General features: G+C 47.5%; 15 protein-coding genes and 4 tRNA genes. 12 read left to right on the forward strand and 7 right to left on the reverse strand.

What is annotated here, in order from left to right; all coding sequences use genetic code 11:
* The first annotated feature begins 46 nt into the window (after positions 1 to 46).
* From FKV70_RS16485 to FKV70_RS16510, 5 genes are all read left to right on the forward strand, one after another.
* Positions 47 to 123, forward strand: a tRNA-Arg gene (locus FKV70_RS16485).
* A gap of 12 nt (positions 124 to 135) precedes the next feature.
* A tRNA-Leu gene (locus FKV70_RS16490) sits at positions 136 to 215 on the forward strand.
* Between the two features lie 8 nt (positions 216 to 223).
* Positions 224 to 297 (forward strand) — tRNA-Pro (locus FKV70_RS16495).
* Between the two features lie 10 nt (positions 298 to 307).
* Positions 308 to 378, forward strand: a tRNA-Gly gene (locus tag FKV70_RS16500).
* A gap of 1,162 nt (positions 379 to 1,540) precedes the next feature.
* Positions 1,541 to 2,503 (forward strand): glycoside hydrolase family 26 protein, encoded by a 963-nt coding sequence (locus FKV70_RS16510; protein WP_064796775.1) that lies wholly within the window; start codon positions 1,541 to 1,543, stop codon positions 2,501 to 2,503.
* Between the two features lie 322 nt (positions 2,504 to 2,825).
* Here the strand turns inward: FKV70_RS16510 and FKV70_RS16515 are convergent, their stop codons facing one another.
* Complete coding sequence (locus FKV70_RS16515) at positions 2,826 to 3,323, reverse strand: CcdC family protein (protein WP_063213904.1); 498 nt, start codon at positions 3,321 to 3,323, stop codon at positions 2,826 to 2,828.
* A gap of 164 nt (positions 3,324 to 3,487) precedes the next feature.
* Positions 3,488 to 3,964 (reverse strand): disulfide oxidoreductase, encoded by a 477-nt coding sequence (locus FKV70_RS16520; protein WP_142613520.1) that lies wholly within the window; start codon positions 3,962 to 3,964, stop codon positions 3,488 to 3,490.
* A gap of 229 nt (positions 3,965 to 4,193) precedes the next feature.
* Between FKV70_RS16520 and FKV70_RS16525 the strand changes: the two genes are divergently transcribed.
* A complete protein-coding gene (locus tag FKV70_RS16525; protein ID WP_142613521.1) occupies positions 4,194 to 4,820 on the forward strand; it encodes a nitroreductase family protein in 627 nt (208 codons plus the stop codon).
* A gap of 105 nt (positions 4,821 to 4,925) precedes the next feature.
* Here FKV70_RS16525 and mprF read toward each other — a convergent pair whose 3' ends face one another.
* Positions 4,926 to 7,568 carry a bifunctional lysylphosphatidylglycerol flippase/synthetase MprF gene (gene mprF / locus FKV70_RS16530; protein ID WP_142613522.1) on the reverse strand — a complete coding sequence of 881 codons (2,643 nt, stop codon included), beginning with the start codon at positions 7,566 to 7,568 and terminating at the stop codon, positions 4,926 to 4,928.
* A gap of 210 nt (positions 7,569 to 7,778) precedes the next feature.
* On the opposite strand from mprF, the gene FKV70_RS16535 reads away from it, so the two are divergent.
* The 3 genes from FKV70_RS16535 (at position 7,779) to FKV70_RS16545 (ending at position 10,782) form a co-directional block, all read left to right on the forward strand.
* Positions 7,779 to 8,540, forward strand: coding sequence for an AAA family ATPase (locus FKV70_RS16535; protein WP_063213908.1), 762 nt, complete (start codon positions 7,779 to 7,781; stop codon positions 8,538 to 8,540).
* A 242-nt stretch (positions 8,541 to 8,782) separates the two neighbouring features.
* Positions 8,783 to 10,063 carry an MFS transporter gene (locus tag FKV70_RS16540; protein ID WP_425280366.1) on the forward strand — a complete coding sequence of 427 codons (1,281 nt, stop codon included), beginning with the start codon at positions 8,783 to 8,785 and terminating at the stop codon, positions 10,061 to 10,063.
* A 140-nt stretch (positions 10,064 to 10,203) separates the two neighbouring features.
* On the forward strand, positions 10,204 to 10,782 hold the full coding sequence (locus tag FKV70_RS16545) for a lactonase family protein (protein ID WP_244310765.1): 579 nt from the start codon (positions 10,204 to 10,206) through the stop codon (positions 10,780 to 10,782).
* A 59-nt stretch (positions 10,783 to 10,841) separates the two neighbouring features.
* Here the strand turns inward: FKV70_RS16545 and FKV70_RS16550 are convergent, their stop codons facing one another.
* Both FKV70_RS16550 and FKV70_RS16555 read right to left on the reverse strand, forming a co-directional pair.
* Positions 10,842 to 11,798 carry an ArsR/SmtB family transcription factor gene (locus FKV70_RS16550; protein WP_063213911.1) on the reverse strand — a complete coding sequence of 319 codons (957 nt, stop codon included), beginning with the start codon at positions 11,796 to 11,798 and terminating at the stop codon, positions 10,842 to 10,844.
* 271 nt (positions 11,799 to 12,069) lie between these two features.
* Complete coding sequence (locus FKV70_RS16555; protein ID WP_142613524.1) at positions 12,070 to 13,038, reverse strand: DUF3021 domain-containing protein; 969 nt, start codon at positions 13,036 to 13,038, stop codon at positions 12,070 to 12,072.
* Between the two features lie 307 nt (positions 13,039 to 13,345).
* Between FKV70_RS16555 and FKV70_RS16560 the strand changes: the two genes are divergently transcribed.
* Both FKV70_RS16560 and FKV70_RS16565 read left to right on the forward strand, forming a co-directional pair.
* Positions 13,346 to 13,978 (forward strand): NAD(P)-dependent oxidoreductase, encoded by a 633-nt coding sequence (locus FKV70_RS16560; protein ID WP_142613525.1) that lies wholly within the window; start codon positions 13,346 to 13,348, stop codon positions 13,976 to 13,978.
* A gap of 36 nt (positions 13,979 to 14,014) precedes the next feature.
* Positions 14,015 to 15,661: an NAD(P)H-hydrate dehydratase gene (locus tag FKV70_RS16565; RefSeq protein WP_142613526.1), complete on the forward strand. Its 1,647-nt coding sequence runs from the start codon at positions 14,015 to 14,017 to the stop codon at positions 15,659 to 15,661.
* Here FKV70_RS16565 and FKV70_RS16570 read toward each other — a convergent pair.
* Positions 15,645 to 16,139: a hypothetical protein gene (locus FKV70_RS16570; protein WP_063213915.1), complete on the reverse strand. Its 495-nt coding sequence runs from the start codon at positions 16,137 to 16,139 to the stop codon at positions 15,645 to 15,647. The two genes, FKV70_RS16565 and FKV70_RS16570, sit on opposite strands and share 17 nt — an antisense overlap.
* A 171-nt stretch (positions 16,140 to 16,310) precedes the next feature.
* Between FKV70_RS16570 and FKV70_RS16575 the strand changes: the two genes are divergently transcribed.
* Positions 16,311 to 17,147: an HAD hydrolase-like protein gene (locus tag FKV70_RS16575; RefSeq protein ID WP_142613527.1), complete on the forward strand. Its 837-nt coding sequence runs from the start codon at positions 16,311 to 16,313 to the stop codon at positions 17,145 to 17,147.
* A gap of 272 nt (positions 17,148 to 17,419) precedes the next feature.
* Here FKV70_RS16575 and FKV70_RS16580 read toward each other — a convergent pair whose 3' ends face one another.
* Positions 17,420 to 18,451 carry a ribonucleotide-diphosphate reductase subunit beta gene (locus FKV70_RS16580; protein WP_063213918.1) on the reverse strand — a complete coding sequence of 344 codons (1,032 nt, stop codon included), beginning with the start codon at positions 18,449 to 18,451 and terminating at the stop codon, positions 17,420 to 17,422.
* Positions 18,452 to 18,458 lie beyond the last annotated feature (7 nt).

Below are 18,458 nucleotides of genomic sequence, written 5' to 3' on the forward strand. Positions count from 1 at the left end.
CAAGGCGAGGGTCGCGGGTTCGATTCCCGTCGTCCGCTCCATATTTGCGCCCTTAGCTCAGCTGGATAGAGCGTTTGACTACGAATCAAAAGGCCGGGAGTTCGAATCTCTCAGGGCGCGCCATTAATTTCATAAGCCGGTGTGGCGGAATTGGCAGACGCGCGCGACTCAAAATCGTGAGGGAAACCGTGGAGGTTCGAGTCCTCTCATCGGCATTTATTTTCGGGATGTAGCTCAGCTTGGTAGAGCACCTGGTTTGGGACCAGGGGGTCGCATGTTCAAATCGTGTCATCCCGATCATTTTTTTGCGGGTGTAGTTCAATGGTAGAACTCCAGCCTTCCAAGCTGGTAGCGTGGGTTCGATTCCCATCACCCGCTTTATATAGATGAAAGAAGAGATGGCTTAAGCCATCTCTTCTTTTTGTATTTTTAAAAAGCATTATCCTTAGTCAATGAGACTCAAGATTTAGAACATTATATTCTAAATCGCTGATGGCTCTGAGAAGCAATTGCTATTGTTACTACTTAAAGAATGGGCAGTGTGCAACCTAAATGTAACTCGCTTGACTCCATTGGCTCGCGGCCGGCGGACATTTTACCGCTATGGAAGCATCTGAGCTTTTAGCCCAGGACCTTCGTGCCTTTTACAAGCCTTTTAGAGCGAATAATAAATTAATCATGATTTAACCAGTGCATTGACTAGATGAAGAAAAGGAAACTAGGGGAGTAATAGTTTCACCTCGGAAAACCGAATTTGGCCCAAAGGCCGAATATCGGTTTTTTTTCGTTTTATGAGTGCCACGCCAACATTTTAAAAAGTAAACGCTATGCCTTCAGAGTGGCAGTGTAGTCCTAATAGACGTTAATGGTCCACCGTTGCTAACTATTCTGCACATGTGTTTATTTTCTAGGCTACTGATAACAAGATACGTTAAGTGTGTGATTATGAACCTTCCATATAGTCCAAAAATAGCAATAATTTGAATCCAAATTCATAAGAGTGAAACAAGCAAATTCCACTTATTACATACTTAGTCCCTACCACACTTTTCAGGGGGTGCTTGTTTATTGTTATACGAACTATTTTTTGATCTAATAGAACTATTTCAACCTTTTTTCTTGATGCCGATATAATTGAGGGCCGCAAAAGCGCAGTCCTATAGGCAGATGGAGATCGACTCGCTAAAACGAAAGACATGAAGGTTGCAAATCAGAATTGTCTTACTGAAAAGGAGGGGATTTACTAAAAAAAGACTCGTTACGGAACTCAGAATTGAGGAAAAACGGGGGTTTTGTTATGGACAAAAAGAATGATAAAAGTTGCTGGATAAAGCGATTGACCATAAGCCACCGGAAGATTGAGGCTGATAAGGGTCTCTCTAAAGATTGTACATCTAACTTATGATTGTGTCAGAATGTCAAAATTATTGTAGAAAATAAGAGAGCCCTGGGTTCTTGATAATTTCTTGTTTCCCGCATAACAAATCTTAAGTCTTGTGATTACAAGCAGCAAGATATAAGCATTAGGAGGAGAACCAATATGAATTCATTAAACAAAACGAAGAGCTTGATCAGCGCCCTGACGGGGGCTGCACTATTATTCTCGCTACCAATGACGGCAGGCGCGGAGAGCAATATCAACTATACTGGCATGTTCCTGGGCTATGATGGAAGTGTAAACACCAGTCCTGTCTGGACCTACAACCCTGACATTGTCTCCTATGATCTGCTGAACTGGAATCAGGGGGGGGCCGATGCAGCCTCAATTACCTCTAATAGTGCCTCCACCATCCAAGCTCTGGGGAAAATCGTCACCGTTTCCACCCACATGCCCAATCCACAGGGTGGAAATGTAAACGCCCCGATGTCTGATTCTGATTTTAATATCTTGGCCAATACAGACATTTCATCCATCAACTCGTCCAGCCCAGCATGGCTGCAAAATTATAAGGCTCAGGTTGACAATGTTGTGACCGGCTTGCAAAAGTTCAACTCATCCCCCGTGTACTATAGACCCTTCCATGAAATGAACGGAGGTTGGTTCTGGTGGGGAAACAAGAACACGACAGACTATAAGAACCTGTACATCAATCTGTACAATTACATGGTGACGACCCGTGGAATGTCCAACGTCAATTTTGTCTATGCCCCAAATAAAGGAGCCAACGCGGCTGCTTATTACCCGGGCTCTAGCTATGTCACATGGATTGGCATCGACGCTTACAGCGACGATCCGTCCAATGACAATGAAATTAAAATGGCTTACAATGACATCAAAGGACTTGGCAAAACGTATGGCTTCTGCGAAATTGGACCAGCCGTGGGTGGCGACCATGTGGATCGCAACAATAATCAGCTCAAGGAATTCGATTATTCGCTTTGGAACAACGCCCTGAATGAAGTCTACACTGGTGCAAGCTTCTTTATCACCTGGGATGGCGCTTATGCTCCGCAGAACAACACAAACGGCAGCACGCTGTTTACAAAGGAGAGCTCTCAGTAATTGCCTAGCTCCCGGCGTTCAGGCAGTACGGCATTAACGCATTAGTCCTAGGCTGACCGCAGAGTCTTGGGAGAGTAAGATGTGTTCAAGAACGACAACAAAAGTACCACCTTAGTGAGTTGGCCCTGTCATGTGGACAGTAATCAAAAAGCAATATTAAGCAACCTGAGTTCGATATTCATAAGGACTTAGGTTGCTTAGTTTTTGTCGAAAACGTTGAGGTTGATAGACTAAAAAAATCAAAAGACACGGCCTCCTGTTGGGAGAACGTGTCTTTTGGGTCTACATAGCAATATGCAATATCACGTTAAATATCTGTTGGTCAGATGCGGAGTTCCTTCTCGTCCGGAGCGAACTGGCGATATTGAAAATACATACGAAGCCGCCAATGTAACAAGGTCCCGAAGGCTAGTATGAAAAATAGCCCTGCTGTTTGCGGGATGGTAATGTAATGCTGAATAAATTCATGCAGCAGCAATCGGATGATCAGCAGGCTGATCAGGATAAAAAAGAAGGCGCGTGAGCGTTGCACGAAAACCAGCCCTTCTTGCAACTCAAACTTGGTGCTGCGGATCAACGGGTAGGAAAAAATAAACCAGCCGATCAGAAAAGCCCCCAGCGCCCAAGCCCAGGGAACCCGTACTTCGGGCACCACAAACATCATAAAGCCAGTGCTCATGCCGAGCGGAGGAATGATGATTTTCTTGGCATTAATCGGGCGATGGCCTGTCTTCATACGGATGAAAATAGCCGATATAGCGATTAAAATCATGCCAAAAGTTGCGCCATATTGCAGCAATGGGGTGCTGATATGAAACATGGACTGGCCCCCTCTATAAGGAATATAAGCGTTATTGGACAGACTGCAAACCTTTTACATTATAGCACATATGCAATGGATATATTTAGTTACAGTCTGTCCTCCGGCAAGCGGATTATACGCCTCTTGGTGGTAACCGGCCCTATAATCGGGTCTCTTTTATCTTATGCGAGTTCTTGGGCTTGTACCTCACCTGTGGCTGATTTTTTCTCTTGGCGCATGATATAACCCATCGCTGCAATAATAAGGATAAAAGCAATGAGTGCGAGAAACGGAATGGTGATGAAATCCAACCAATTCAAGTAATCCTGCTCACAGGATACTCTGCCGCAGGCCGTTGAAGTTTGCGTAGCTGCTTTGGCGGCTGCATGGATACGCTGAATAATAAAATGATAGGCTGAAATTGCACCTCCGATAATAGCTAACGGCATAACGTAAATGCGTATTTTCGTATCACCTCGAAAATATGCGATTCCAAGCAGAAGGGTCAGGGGGTACATCAGAATACGCTGGAACCAGCACAGCTTGCAAGGCTCATACCCCAGGATTTCACTGAGATACAGACTGCCCAATGTGGCCACACAGGCTACAACCCAGGCGGCAAATAAAGCAATATCCGTTTTTTTAAACGATCCGATCATAGTAACGCTCCTTTTTAATTCAAATGAGAACAGGATGAACTCATTGTGTCTTGTCCATCGGCAGGCATCTACCGATATGCATGTCTTTATCCGTATTGTACTGTATTTTGTGTGTAGGGTCATACTTAAACATATTGACATCATTCACTATCATTTTTATAATTGCAGTAGTTTGGGAAGTGAATAAAGGTTCAAGATATATATTAAGAAATTAGGAGTGTGCCCAGAAATGTCGAGCAGCCATAAAAATGAAACCCTATCTGTTATTAGTGAAAGACATGCGGTAAAAAGTTATGTAAAAGATTTCAAAATGCCAGAGGAAGATCTCGAGGCTATTTTGACTGCCGCGGTGGAAGCTCCTTCTGCTTGGAACCTGCAACATTGGAAATTCCTTGTTATCGAGAGCGAAGCGGACAAACAAAAATTGCTGCCTATCGCCTACAACCAAGGTCAAGTAGCAGAGAGCTCTGTTACGATTGCCGTACTGGGTGATCTGGAAGCGAACCGCAATGCGGTCATTTATGATCAAGCCGTAGAAGCAGGCACACTGCCAGCGGAAATCCGTGACGCATTGGTAGGCCAAATTAATGGCGCGTACCAAAACCCACAGGTGGCTCGTGATGCAGCCATCTTGAACTCTGCTCTTGCAGCACAAAACATTATGCTGGCTGCTAAATCTTTGGGCTACGATACTTGTGCAATGGGCGGCTTTATTCCAGCACAATTGATCGAGCAGTTTAATATTCCGGCACGTTACCTGCCAACCATGCTTATTAGTGTAGGTAAGGCACAAGTGCCAGCACGTCCATCGGGACGTTTCCCACTGTCTGATGTTGTTGTAAAAGGCAGCTTCTAAGAAAAATAGCGAATATAAAAGGGTGTTCCCGCAATTATTTTGTGGTGGGGAACACCCTTTTTTACGTGTTTTTACTGTCAAATTCCTTTTGACTGTGTCTCTAGTTTAGTCTGAGCGTTTGGACACGAGATATACCAACTCCAGCGTCAGGATCGGCAGAAAAACTGAGGCCGGATAGGCCAGATAGCGCGGCTCCCACTGTGGCTTGAACTTATCCTTAAAGCGTCGAAGCCCCTGAAAGCCGTAAAAATGTCCTCCGTATTGAAAAACGAGTCGAGCCAGCTTTTCCTCTCGCAATGCCTTTTCGCTCTGTCCTACCTGGGATAACGGTGCCATGCCTAGATTAAAGGTCGTATATCCATTTTCCTTGGCCCACTCAATGACCCGTGTGAATAAGTAATCCATCGTTCCGTTTGGTGTGTCGGGCAGGTGACGCATGAGGTCGATAGAGACCGTCTGTCCATGATCATAAGCAGGGGCCATCGTGGCAAAAGCAATGACCTTCCCTTCAGAGTCCTTAAGCAATGCAATGGGAGCTAACTGAAGGTAAGATTCTTTGAACCAGCCAAGGGAATATCCCTTCTCCTTGCGCCCATCGAGCCAAATATCGGAGATATGACGCATCTCCTCAATCAACGCCGCGTCTAGAGGCGGCTGGATCATTTCGAACGAGTAGCCTTCGCGGTCAAAGCGGTTTTTGGCGCTGCGCAGCGCCTGATTGCTTTTGCCTGTCAGTGTAAAGGAATCCAGCGGCACGAGCGCTTCCTCACCTAATTTAAAAAAGCGATAGCCGTTCTCGTGGTAGATGGACAAATACTCCGGTGATGCCTGATAAAATACAGCCGTCAACGCATATCGATCCGCGAACCGTTGGAATTCTTGAATGGCTTGACTCACAAGTTCTTTCGGACCGAGGGGGTCTCCTAATACAATCAGTTTGTCCCGGCTGCGAGCATAGGGGAGAACCACCTGATCGTCCTTGGTCCAATACAGGTATTTATCGCCCAGAAAAAGCATATGAGAAACGAGATTACCACCTTGCCGTTCCAGAAATTCTTTCAGCTTAACCACTTCCTGTGCGTCGGGGAGTTTGCCGATGCTACGCTGAGGACGAAGAAAGAAATACACTGTCAGGAATACCCATGCCAAAATCAAACTAAATACGGCCGTAACTCCGTAATCGCTGCGGTTCATAAAAAAGTCCAGGTGGACCTTGGCATGTATATGACGCATAAATGGAGTGTTGGAGCCTGCCCCAATCATAAAATAAGCTCCGGTTACGAGTAGAGATAATCCGCCCCATATTAAAATGTTGTGTCGATTCAGCGGCGCACTGACCCGATAAAACCGTGAACGTGAAATCCACAGCATTAACGCCACGAACAGCAGGAATAAGGCTTCTTCAAAATCCAGACCTTTGGTGAAGGTGAAAATAGCCCCTGTCAGCAGCAGTATCAGGGTCAGCCGCAATGCTCTGCGAATACGCAGAGAAATTCCGTGAGACAGGACGACCAGCATAATTCCGATGATGACCGAGATTTCATGCGATAAGCGCATAACAGGCAGACTGAGCAAATGTTCAGCAAAACGGAGCCGATACAGTAGACCGGGTGTAGCGGCTGATAATAGAAGTACCACGCCGGAGATGAGTACCAGCTTCCCGAGCGCCCATACCCCCAGATCGGCTAAAAATCGAAATTGACCAGGCCAGCTCCATACTTTCTGCCAGGCATTGAGGGAGTAATCCCAGCCTGTCTCCGCGAGCTGGCTTAGGCGCTCGTTACGCGGAATCATTTCCAGTGCGGCTAATACCAAGCCGATGAGCCACGGGATGATGAAATAAAAGACGCGAAAGACCAGCAGCACAGCCAGCGCACGATCCGAGTTGGCTCCTGCCATTTGCAGCCCAAGCAGGGCAATAATATCAAATGCGCCAACGCCTCCGGGCGCAAGGCTGATTAACCCAGCAATTGCGGCTATCACATAAATACCGAACACAGCATAGAGCGGCAGTTCATGGAGCAAGTGTGTACCGATCCATGCAAAGGTAAGACCGGCCAGCAGCCATTCCAGCAGAGAGGCGCCAATGGAGGCAGAGATGGTGAACCAGGAGAGTTGTCCTTCCCCCTTGTTGAACCAGGTGGCATACCTTTTGGAGCGCTGCATGATCAGAAATAGAGGCAGGTACAGTGCCATTCCCCACAGCGCCCAATGAAGCCATGGATGAGCATCCAGCACAGGCTGCACCGGATACAGATGGACAATAGCGCCCCAAGCCAGCAAAGATAGTCCGGTAATTACGACAGGCGAAAGAAATACGACTGCCGAGGTGATGACACCCAATGGCACACCGCTCTTTTTATACAGCACTGTGCGTAGTCCAGCGCCTGTAAAACCTGCAAAGCCGAATACATTATTGAAGGTATTGGAGATCCATGCGTACCGGAACGTCGCTCCAGGCTTGATTTGAAGCTTAAAATGATGCCTGATTACATAATCGTATGCACTCATAGCTGCCACCGCTACCAGTGAGAACAAGCCGATTTCAATGAGAAACATGGCATCCATTCGCCGCAGCTCATGAAGCATCCGTGCCAGATTAAAGTTTTTTAGCTCTCGTCCAGCCTCCCATATAATAAAAGCCAGTACAGCCAGCGGTAGCAAAATACGTGTCAATCGCTGCCTGTAGATGGTCATTAAGTACTGTACGATTTTAAAGGATTGGATCGGTTTGTGATTTGACTTCATAGATTCACCTGCTTGAAAAGAATGAGATATACATAGAATGAAGAGCTTGGATGTCATGACTGATGAACATTACTATATATTATACCTATAATAATGGCTTGAATAACAACAGAAGGGTTACGAAATGGGAGTTCAGATTGATTGCTGTAAATAATTCCAATATAATGATGGAATACCTAGTAAATTGCTTGGCATTGGAGCTGACTGAATATGAGTATATGGGATCGCAATCTTTTTATACGTCGATTGGAGCTTTTGTGGCCACCAGATGCTGACAGGAGCCAATACCCTTTTAACCTAAAGGCTCTTCATCAGTGGAATGAACTCAAATTTCATCCCTCCGTTACCTATATTGTTGGCGAAAACGGCGTAGGCAAATCGACGCTTATGGAGGCAATCGCAGTTGCATGGGGATTTAATCCAGAGGGTGGCACTAAAAACTTTAATTTTTCTACACAAGCCACGCATTCCTCGCTGCATGAGCATATCCGGCTGGTGAGAGGGATCGAAAAGCCGAGGGATGGCTTCTTTTTCCGAGCGGAAAGCTACTATAATGTAGCGACCCATATCGACGAGCTGGATCGCGAGGGGGGAGGTCGACCCATTCGAGATTCGTACGGAGGGAAGTCGCTGCATGAGCAGTCGCATGGCGAGTCTTTTTTTGCGGCATTTGTGCATCGATTTGGAGGTCACGGATTGTATATTTTGGATGAACCGGAGGCAGCGCTATCGCCCTTACGTCAGATGGCCATGCTTGCACGGATTCATGAGCTTGTGCAGCAGGGGTCACAGTTTATCATTTCTACCCATTCCCCGATCTTGATGTCTTATCCAGATTCGATCCTGTATCATCTGACACATGAAGGAATCGACACACGGACGCTGGAGGAAACCGATCATTTTATCATCACCAAACAATTTCTGAATAACAAGGAAAGGTTATTGCAGGAGCTATTCGAAGATTCACAATAAGGATTAGGGAGTTGGCAGGATCCACTTCGATGAGAAGGGAAACCGTATGAGTTCAAATCTCGCTATAGTTATTCAGCGGATATCGGCTTTCAAGGTAGCAGCGCTGACTGCACAGGCCCCTTGAAGCCTGTGAATCCTTTTGATATTCCATCTGCAGAAATTCAGACATTTGATTATGATATTGCGATAGCTGTGTCGGAAGTATTTTATGATTGTTATTTGCCGCCCGCTCTATTAATATAATGAAGAGTTTTGCTAAATGGTTGCAAAATAAATATTTCGTATACGAAATAAAGACCCTGAGGAGGACAACACGCAACATGTCGGATTCACAACAGTTGAAAATGGGGCCGCTCGTTATTTTGATGATTAATATGTTTATTGCCATGCTGGGAATTGGACTCATTATTCCAATCCTCCCCAAGTTCATGGGCTCCTTGGGCGGCAGTGGCGAAACGGGAGGTTATCTGGTTGCCGTGTTTGGCTTGACCCAGTTTATGTTCTCACCATTAGCTGGGGAATGGTCCGATAAATACGGACGTAAAAAAATGATTATTATCGGTTTGATCATCATGACCGTGTCTTCTGCGTTGTTTGCGATTGGAAACTCGTTGACCATGCTTTATATTTCCCGTTTGCTCGGAGGCGCGGGCGCGGCATTTATGATCCCTCCAATGATGGCTTATATTGCAGACATTACAACAGTCCATAACCGAGGCAGAGGAATGGGGTTGCTGGGGGCCGCTATGTCGCTTGGCTTTGTGATTGGTCCTGGTTTGGGTGGCTTTTTGGCACATACCTCGATGCGCACGCCCTTATATGTTTCGGCGGGGGTATCGGCCGTGGCTGCGCTAATCTCTTTGATTTTACTGCCTGAAACCTTGTCATTGGAGAAACAGTTGAAATTTCGGAATGTTAAGGTGAAACGGGACAATGTGATTAAACAGTTTGCCCTTTCTTTCCGCAAGCCTTACTTTTTGCTGCTGATTATGATATTCACGTTAACCTTTGGCCTGACGCATTTTGAAACGATGTTTCCTTTCTTTGTAACGGGCAAGTTTCACTATAATGAGGGTGATATTGCCACCATCATTACGGTAGGCGCGTTGGTCGGAACTATAATTCAAGCTGTGGTTATTAGTCCAATGTTGAACCGTTTTGGTGAAAAAGGTGTGATTATCGCTTCTTTCCTCTTTTCCGCAATTTCCCTTGTGCTTATGTTGCTCTCTGGAAACTTTTATTATGTACTTGGAGTATCGCTTATCTTCTTTACCGCAACGTCGTTGCTGCGACCAGCCATTAATACTGCTTTATCCAAAATGGCAGGGGATGAGCAGGGAGTTGCAGCCGGGATGAACAATGCTTATATGAGTATTGGTAATATTCTGGGGCCTGCGCTTGCCGGTACATTGTTTGAGGTGCATATCAATTTGCCGTACATTTTTGGAGCGGTCATTCTCATACTTAGTTTGGGGCTGGCTGTAAAATGGAAAAGCAGAGATACGCAATCCACAGCGGTTTAATGTAATTTTCACTATAAAATAGTCTCTTTTGGTGTGAACTGTGACGTTCTTATGAACCACAGATTGCAGCGGAAGAGGCTATTTTTTTATATACAAAGCCAGATAATTTGTGAGTAATACGCAAAAGGAGCTGGGATTGGATGGAAGAGAAGAAAGAGCAGTTATTTTATATAGGTGCTTTGCATATGGACAATGGCGATTTTCGTATGGTTGGAGGCGTGGAAGGAGTTGAAAGACCTTCTTTTCTGGCACTGCATCCGAATGGAACGAAGTTGTATGCGGCCAGTAAAACAGACCAAGGCGAACTATACACCTATCAGGTGAACACGCAGACAGGGGAATTGCATCCTTTGGATCGCAAAGGAACGGAGGGGGCACATACTTGCTATGTCTCCGTCACATCAGATGGAAGATATGTGCTGGCCTCCAACTATTCCGGGGGCAATGCCGTTGTATTCCCTGTGACAAAAGCAGGAGGGTTGGGAGACATGTCGGGGCAGGTTCAGCGTTTTCTGTATGTATCTAACCGAGGGCACGATAGCATCGTACTATATCATGTCGATCTGGACAGCGGCCAGCTGAAGACGATCGAATGGGTCGAGACTTTCGGCAGCACGCCGCGTATGTATTGGAGGTTCCTTCACCGGTGTGTATTGAACCTGCGCGCTAATTACACAGCGTATGGCAAAAAGGGGCCAAAAAGGACGATGCGAAAGTAAAACACGGCGTTTTGTCCCACAAGGGCAAAACGCCGTGTTCAGATTTTGAAGGGGCTTTATTACTTGCTGCTATCGCCAGCTTCTACCGTTGCTGTTTTGGTATGGTTTTCGGCAGGTTTGTAGTACAACCGGAACAGGATATCCTGATTGTAGTTACCGAACCCGGTACCGAACAGGGTTACCCCTCCAATATGCTGGGCATCATCCAAAATGGCGATACGGAATTTCCATTGCTTCTGATCAATCAGCACATCGTTTAGAGTCACATCGGATATCTGCTTCCCATCCATAAAGGTACCTTCGGACGTCACGCGAAGTCTCTTCAGCAGACCGTATTGATTGATAAAATCAGGCCACCAAGAAGGTGTATATTTACCACGGTTATCACCAAAATCTCCTGGGCTGGTCCATGTGCCCAAGTTCACATCATTTAGGAAAAATGTGATGTCTGAAGGCCAATTATCATTGGTAAAAGGGGCTTCCGATGATAATTCCATCGAAATCTCCAGTTCCTCAGCTTTTTGACTAGACAATAGGAAATTCGGTACTTTATAATCCATATACCCTTGGCTAAACCACAGAATTTTGGAATTGAAGCGTTCAGGGTCCAAAAACGAACGAGGCTCATCGAATTCTCCGATAATCTTTTCGACGGTGGCCAGACCGCAGGTTGGCTGAATCTCAAAATCTGTAAAGTGCCCGACGGAAATTTCTGTCTGATGAAACTGCCGTACATCCTGCTGATAGCGTGGCATGGCAATTTCAATTTTGTCTGTGGCCAATGAGCATACCTTCTGAACCCCGCCTCGTCCGGGTAGCATTTTAGTCGAAATAATGGATGCTCTCTCCAGTTTCTTGACATGCATCGTCATAATCGCACTACTGAGTCCCAGCGCTTCCGCCAGCTCACGTATATTCATAGGCTTCTCCGCAAGCAGAACAATCATGTTCAGCCGAACCTCACTGGCCAGCGCTTCATAAACGGGAAGTGATTTTTCAGAAATGTCCAGTTGCATAGTTCCTCCAATTCTAACGCACATCATAAATTGATGGTAGTTTAACATATATGGATTTTTTTCAATATTAATACATATAAAACGATATGATTTACATTTATATAAACAATATACCCTTTCCTTGATCGTTGGCACAAGCCTAACCCTGCAAAAAGGCAAAAATTGTTCAAAAAACAGGACATCCCATGCAATCTTTCTTTGTTTGTTGGGATGTCCTGTGATGGTATGTGTTTTACGAGATGTATACGGGATCTATTCCATGCAACTGATATTAGGACCGCATATGTTCGTCAGCTAAAGAAGAATCTGCGGCTGTATCTTTGTCAGGTGTGTGTAATTCCTGGTGCTGTGAAGCATCGGCCCTCATCAAGCCAGGATGACCCACATAAGGACGATCACTTCGCGAGCGGCCTCGGGTAAGTCGGAAGCCAATCAGGAACAGCGCAAGCTGTGCAGCCAGTATGTAGGGAGACGCTTCTGGTCCGAGCCATTGAAAAAGGGCAACAACGGCAATGACCATGCACAACAGGCTTGTTGGGAAATGGGATGCTGTCACGTCCAAATCATTTTGTTTACGCAGGGTCATTAGACGATAGACATACAACAAGGCGATCAAGCCAGAAACGAACCTTATCCAAGCATATCCTATAACCCATGAGGCAGATTGGGAAGTCTCGGGTAGACTAACATTGACATTGCTGTAGGTTATCAGTTCCACAACGAGTCTTGAGATCAACCATACAATTCCTGCCAGCGCGAGCGGTCCGGCTGCTGGGCGCAATAGTTTCCATAATGCCGTTCCCCAGCCTGGAGCATGGGATTCCAGCAGAACAAGTCGCCGTTCCTCAATAAGTTTGTTCATTTCACGCTCCAGTGATTTGAGAAGTAGCTCCCGGCGGAACGTATCACATTCCCGGAGGGATGCTTGAACCTGCTCCTGAAGGTGAGGGGTCAAATAGGGAGCTGCTTTAGCCTCCTGAAGAGCATGGATTAGTCCCTTCTGGTGCTGCTGTTTATCGCTGTTGTTAAGAGCGTTCTGGGTAGCTGTCTGGAGATAACCAGCTAGCCGGCCATAGATACGGAGTGATTCCTGTAATTCTTCCAGCCGCTGCTGACGCGAGTTTCGAAGCTGGGCTGCACTGTGAACATACAGCCATACCAGCAAGGACAACGCCAGCAGGCAGGCAATCAGACCGGGTGAGATATATGCAGCTAATGCCGCAAAGTCCGTTGGGGACACCCGCAATCCCTCCTTCCATTGTTCTTTCTACACTATTGCACAGACTACACAGGCATTTCAAGGGCTTGTATATCTCTAACCAAGAACTATAAAGTATTTTTTGGTAAAATAGACAAGATTACAGCAGGAAGGGGAGTTCGGCATGAATAAAAATATAAAAATTGTAACAGAACATCATGAGAGCCGGAAGGGATGTACTGGCGACAGCCGGGAGGACTGTAAGCTGGAATCCTGCACGAGTTTGAGCTGGTTATAAAACGGATAAATAACAGTAAGAAAATTATAGATAGGAAGAAGGCACGTTAATATGAAGGTTATTATTTTCGGAGCAACAGGAACAATTGGTAAAGCGTTAGTAAAGGAAGCAATCAAACGTAAGTATGAGGTGACGGCAGCAGTGCGCGATCCGCAACGCGTAACAGAACAAAGTGAATATTTGACGGTGGTTCAGGCAGATATTCTAAACCCGAACTCCATTACAGAGGTAGCCAAAGGGCACGATGCAATCATTAGCGCATATGGTCCCAAGTTTGGTGCTGAGGAGGAACTGCTTGAAGTGACTCGGTCTTTGCTAGAAGGAACCCGGCGGTCTGGCGCAGAGCGCATCCTTGTGGTTGGCGGAGCGGGCAGTCTGAAAACAGAAAACGGTGAACGCCTCATGGATACCGCTGAGTTCCCGGAGGAGATCAAACCACTGGCGGCTGCGCACGCTGATGCACTGGAACTGTACCATGCTGCGGATGTAGACTGGACATATTGTAGTCCTGCCGCAATTATTGAACCGGGAAAACGTACAGGACAGTTCCGTATTGGTTTGGATCACTTGGTGGTTGATGAATTAGGTCATAGTCGTATCTCCGTTGAGGATTATGCGGTAGCCCTGATTGATGAATTAGTAGAAGGGGAATTTGTCAATTCCCGCTTTACTGTCGGATATTAAATCAAGAGGGATTGGCTATAGGGGAGGCGAAAAAGCATGTATATGGTGACCGCAGAACAAATGCGGCAATTGGATCGATACACGATTGACAAGCTTGGCATCCCGGCCCTTACCTTGATGGAAAATGCCGGACGTGCAGTAGCGGACGAGGTACTGAAGCTTTGTGCAGAGGGAGATAGGAAGAGCGGTGTCATAAAAAAGGTTACACACACAGGGCCGGGAGATGTACCGGGTCATGGTGGTGTTATACGGACGGATACATGGAGCCGAGAGCAGCATGCCGTACGTGAACGAGCACACTGGTATATCCTCGTAGGTAAAGGCAACAACGGTGGTGACGGATTGGTAGCAGTACGCCATCTGACCGATGCGGGCCTGCGCGTCACCGTTGTGTATGCCGAGCCGCCTGAAGCGCTGCGCGGTGAAGCGGCTGCCCAGCGCGATATCATCGCGGCGCTGGATATCCCGGTTATCCTCTATGGTCAGGATAACCTCGACCTGCGCGGTGCCTCCGGCATCGTCGATGCCCTGCTGGGCACGGGCACGCAAGGACCACCGCGCGAACCTTACGCCTCGCTGATCCGCGAGGCCAATGCCAGCGGCGCGCCAATCGTGTCGGTAGACGTGCCTAGCGGCCTCGACGCCGACACAGGTGCGCTGCACGAGCCGTGCATTCGTGCGAGTGTCACCGTATGCCTCGCCTACTTGAAGTATGGGCTCGTCCAATATCCGGGCGCCGGAACCGCTGGTGATGTGGTGGTACGCTACATCGGTATCCCGCCTGGCCTCGCCCGTGAGTGCGGCGTGCAGGTGCAGCTCCTGACCGGCGATACGCTGCACGATGCGCTGGGCGTAGATGTCAGCCGCAGCCGTGAGCCGGACGGGCACAAAGGCACCTATGGCCACGTTCTGGTCGCGGCAGGTAGCCTGCGCATGAGCGGTGCGGGTCTGCTGGCCGCACGTGCCGCCTTGCGCATCGGCAGCGGCCTTGTGACGTGGGCCGTGCCCAAGGCGCTGCTTCCGCACGTCATTGGCGCCGCGCCGGAGCTGATGCTCGCTGCCGCAGCAACAGGCAGAGACGGCGAATGGAACGCCGACTCCGCAGACGAGCTGCTCCAGCTCGCGCAGGCGCGCGATGTGCTGGCCGTCGGGCCCGGCCTCGGCCGCTTCGCAGGAGACACTGGCTGGCTGCGCCACCTGTGGGAGGAATACAGCGGTCCGCTTGTGCTTGATGCGGACGCCTTGAACATCCTCGCCTCAGCGGGGCCTGAGCTGAAGGCCTGGAAGCCGAGGAATGCGGCGGTCGTGCTAACGCCGCACCCCGGTGAAATGGCTCGTCTGCTGGGCATACCGACAGCAGAGGTGCAGCGTGACCGAATCAGCCATGCACGGGATTATGCCCGGACACACGGAGTCACGCTGGTGCTCAAAGGAGCACGCACGGTCATCGCGTGTCCTGACGGAACGGCCTACGTCAATACCACAGGCCACGCCGGGATGGCGACAGGGGGGGCAGGCGATGTGCTGACAGGCATCATCGCAGGTTTGCTGGCCCAAGGCTTGAACGCTTCCCAGGCAGCAGCCTTTGGCGTGTATTTGCATGGGGCGGCTGGAGAAACGGCCGCGCGCCATCGTCAGCATCCCGCCTCAGTGGTAGCTGGCGACATTATTGAAGCCCTATAATCCACAGCAGTAGTGGCAGGAGGAAGGCCAGTATAATCTGTACTTCATATTCACGGTTCAGCCAGTGCCTTCCCCCATAATACAGCAGTGTAATTCCTGCACCTGCCATGCCGTTGCTCCATAATATGCCTGTTCCCGCAGGCGACATCAAAGATCCTAGCAGAAGAAAGACACTGAATCCTACGGCAAGGTATAGTGTGAATTGCTCAGGCTTGCGAAGCCAGGGGAAAAGATCATATAGGGCATCAGCGGCAAGAGCTGCCGGTAGGGCAAAGCCATAGGCCCACAACTGTGCGGTCAGTTCACCGCTATTACCTGCTATAGTTACAGGCAGTCCCGTGATTTCCTCTGTCAGATAGCAGTAAAGCCATAAGAGACCAAAAACCAATCCTCCACAGGCTAGCTTATTCAGGGCATAACATCCAAGCTCCATGCGCCAAGGCATTTTGGAATTGAATTCATTCCAAGGCTGTCTCATATTGTCGATTCCCTCCTCATTCGATTTGGTGAATCAAAACCATTCCAGGGATTTATTATCAATTACAATCCGCTTACCATTTATGACATTTGTGTTTACGTTAGCTGTGTATCATGTTCCTAAGCGAAATAAAGATTGCGGATAGCCGCGGTACGGAAAGGCGGGGATTGCATGATACAGGCGGTTATTTTTAATCTGGAAAGTACTTTGCTAGACCCCGGAGGACGGGGCTTGATTCAGGGAATGCGCGATATTTTCAGGTGGAAGGGTATACATCTAACTGAAGTACAGGTATCTCATGGACGGGGACTGCCCATCCGGGATCATATTGCGAGTGTGCTGGGGCTTGCAGAGGTTCGTAGAAAATGGCTGGAGTGCTTTGGTGTGCATCCTGGCAGAGTGGATATTGAGCATATTTATCTTGAGCTTGTCCCTGTTCTCCGCTCTTTGATCCAGGGTGCTGAGACTGCTGCTGGTATAGATAGGGCGCTACAGGAGTTGCAGGATCGCAACATTCAGTCAGGCGCTACTGCCTCCTGCCCGATGGAAATGCTGAGTCACGTGTTCACGCCTGTACAGTCACCCTATACGCTGGATTGTATGGTAGCTCCTTGTGAAGTTTCACAGGGGAGGCCTTATCCGTGGATGATCTATGAAATTGCACATCGCTTACAGGTATTCCCGCTTAGCGATATTGTGAAGGTAGGAGATACAGCAGCCGATATGCAAGAAGGACGAAATGCTGGCGTTTGGACGATTGGTGTGTTGAACCATAACGTGGGTGATCTGACTACAGATCACACTACAAGCTGTGAAACGGACGACAGGGTGGCTGAGGAACGACGCAGACAGAATATATATGGTTTGAAAAGGGCAGGGGCTCACCTTGTGATGAACTCGATCGCTGATTTGCCGCGTATTTTGCGTGAAATTGAAATGCTCCAGCATACGGGAGGTTATCCTTCGTATATGAAACCGAAGAAAACAGCTGCGATTCCTCCATCATAAGAAAAGCGGCATAACTTTTAAGTACTTGCTAAACCTTCTATGTTATATATGTATGCATCTAGCTGGATAACGGTGTACACACCTCGGGTATCTGCTTTTCATAATATGCTCCTTACTATATTATTTCACCTTCATATATATCGTGTTCAAATAGGAAAATATGAATAGTAATTCATATGTTTCATGAAAATTTTTGCACATTTGCGCAAATTCCATCTCATAAAAAAAGCCCTAACTCAGTAGGTACCGAGTTAAGGCTTGTAGTGTATGACTTACAAATCATCAAATCCGTTGTCGTCTCCGACTTTGCCGTAATTGCGTGATTTTGCTTCAAAAAAGTCCGTTTTTGTTGCGTTCAGGGCTTCATCCGAAAATGGCTTGATCCAAGGCATACTATTTACATCTACACCTTCATAGGCTTTGTCCATACCCAGAAGTCTCAGACGCATATTTGCCATGTATTTGATATAATCGCTCAGCTCGTTCAAGTCAATGCCGCGAACCTCTTTGAGCGTATAATGCGCCCAATTCGTTTCCAGCTCCACAGCACGGTCGATCATACGATAGACATAGTCCATGTTCTCTTTCGTGTTGAGCTCAGGGAAATCAGCCAAAAGCTGCTTGAACACTTCGGCAAAGAAGTAGCAATGCTGATTTTCATCGCGCTGAATATACGAGATCATCTGGCTGGTAGCCATCATTTTTTGGTCACGGGCCAAATTGTAAAAGAAAGCAAATGTACTATAAAAGAAAATACCTTCCAGAATCAAATCGGCTACCATTGCTTGGAAAAAGGTTTGCGGATTCTGTTCATCGCGGAATTCCTGATAGATTGCCGAGATGAATGTGTTGCGCTCCAGCAGGACAGGATCGTTTTTCCAATATTCAAAAATTTCTTTCTGCTCCTGATCCGATACCAGGGAAGATAGCACGTAAGAGTAGGACTGGTTATGCACGACTTCCTGTTGTCCAATAATGGCCGAAATGGCTTCCAGCGAGGAGTCGGTAAAGTACCGCTTTACATCTCCGACAAACATGGTTTGCATGGAATCCAGCACGGCCAGCAGGCCGATATTGATTTTAAAGGTGCGCTGTTCTTCAGCATCTAGCATAGGGAACTGGGACGCATCCTTGGACATTGGAATTTCATCCGGAATCCAGTGGTTCAGCAATAACACTTTATATAGTTTGTACATATGCGGCATCCGAATATCATTCCAGTTCAGAATACCGGAGTTTTCGCCTTCAATAATACGGGTAGAGCGGTTAGGCGCTTCTGTGTTAAAAATCTTTTGTAACTGCATGAGAGCC

The sequence above is a fragment of the Paenibacillus ottowii genome, from assembly GCF_006874425.1.
GTDB classification, from domain to species: domain Bacteria; phylum Bacillota; class Bacilli; order Paenibacillales; family Paenibacillaceae; genus Paenibacillus; species Paenibacillus ottowii.

What these genes read in the sequence shown, in the direction of transcription:
- FKV70_RS16510 (WP_064796775.1), top strand. Translation starts at nt 1,541, where the DNA reads ATGAATTCATTAAACAAAACGAAGAGCTTGATCAGCGCCCTGACGGGG.
- FKV70_RS16515 (WP_063213904.1), bottom strand. Translation starts at nt 3,323, where the DNA reads ATGTTTCATATCAGCACCCCATTGCTGCAATATGGCGCAACTTTTGGC.
- FKV70_RS16520 (WP_142613520.1), bottom strand. Translation starts at nt 3,964, where the DNA reads ATGATCGGATCGTTTAAAAAAACGGATATTGCTTTATTTGCCGCCTGG.
- FKV70_RS16525 (WP_142613521.1), top strand. Translation starts at nt 4,194, where the DNA reads ATGTCGAGCAGCCATAAAAATGAAACCCTATCTGTTATTAGTGAAAGA.
- mprF (WP_142613522.1), bottom strand. Translation starts at nt 7,568, where the DNA reads ATGAAGTCAAATCACAAACCGATCCAATCCTTTAAAATCGTACAGTAC.
- FKV70_RS16535 (WP_063213908.1), top strand. Translation starts at nt 7,779, where the DNA reads ATGAGTATATGGGATCGCAATCTTTTTATACGTCGATTGGAGCTTTTG.
- FKV70_RS16540 (WP_425280366.1), top strand. Translation starts at nt 8,783, where the DNA reads ATGAAGAGTTTTGCTAAATGGTTGCAAAATAAATATTTCGTATACGAA.
- FKV70_RS16545 (WP_244310765.1), top strand. Translation starts at nt 10,204, where the DNA reads ATGGAAGAGAAGAAAGAGCAGTTATTTTATATAGGTGCTTTGCATATG.
- FKV70_RS16550 (WP_063213911.1), bottom strand. Translation starts at nt 11,798, where the DNA reads ATGCAACTGGACATTTCTGAAAAATCACTTCCCGTTTATGAAGCGCTG.
- FKV70_RS16560 (WP_142613525.1), top strand. Translation starts at nt 13,346, where the DNA reads ATGAAGGTTATTATTTTCGGAGCAACAGGAACAATTGGTAAAGCGTTA.
- FKV70_RS16565 (WP_142613526.1), top strand. Translation starts at nt 14,015, where the DNA reads ATGTATATGGTGACCGCAGAACAAATGCGGCAATTGGATCGATACACG.
- FKV70_RS16570 (WP_063213915.1), bottom strand. Translation starts at nt 16,139, where the DNA reads ATGAGACAGCCTTGGAATGAATTCAATTCCAAAATGCCTTGGCGCATG.
- FKV70_RS16575 (WP_142613527.1), top strand. Translation starts at nt 16,311, where the DNA reads ATGATACAGGCGGTTATTTTTAATCTGGAAAGTACTTTGCTAGACCCC.
- FKV70_RS16580 (WP_063213918.1), bottom strand. Translation starts at nt 18,451, where the DNA reads ATGCAGTTACAAAAGATTTTTAACACAGAAGCGCCTAACCGCTCTACC.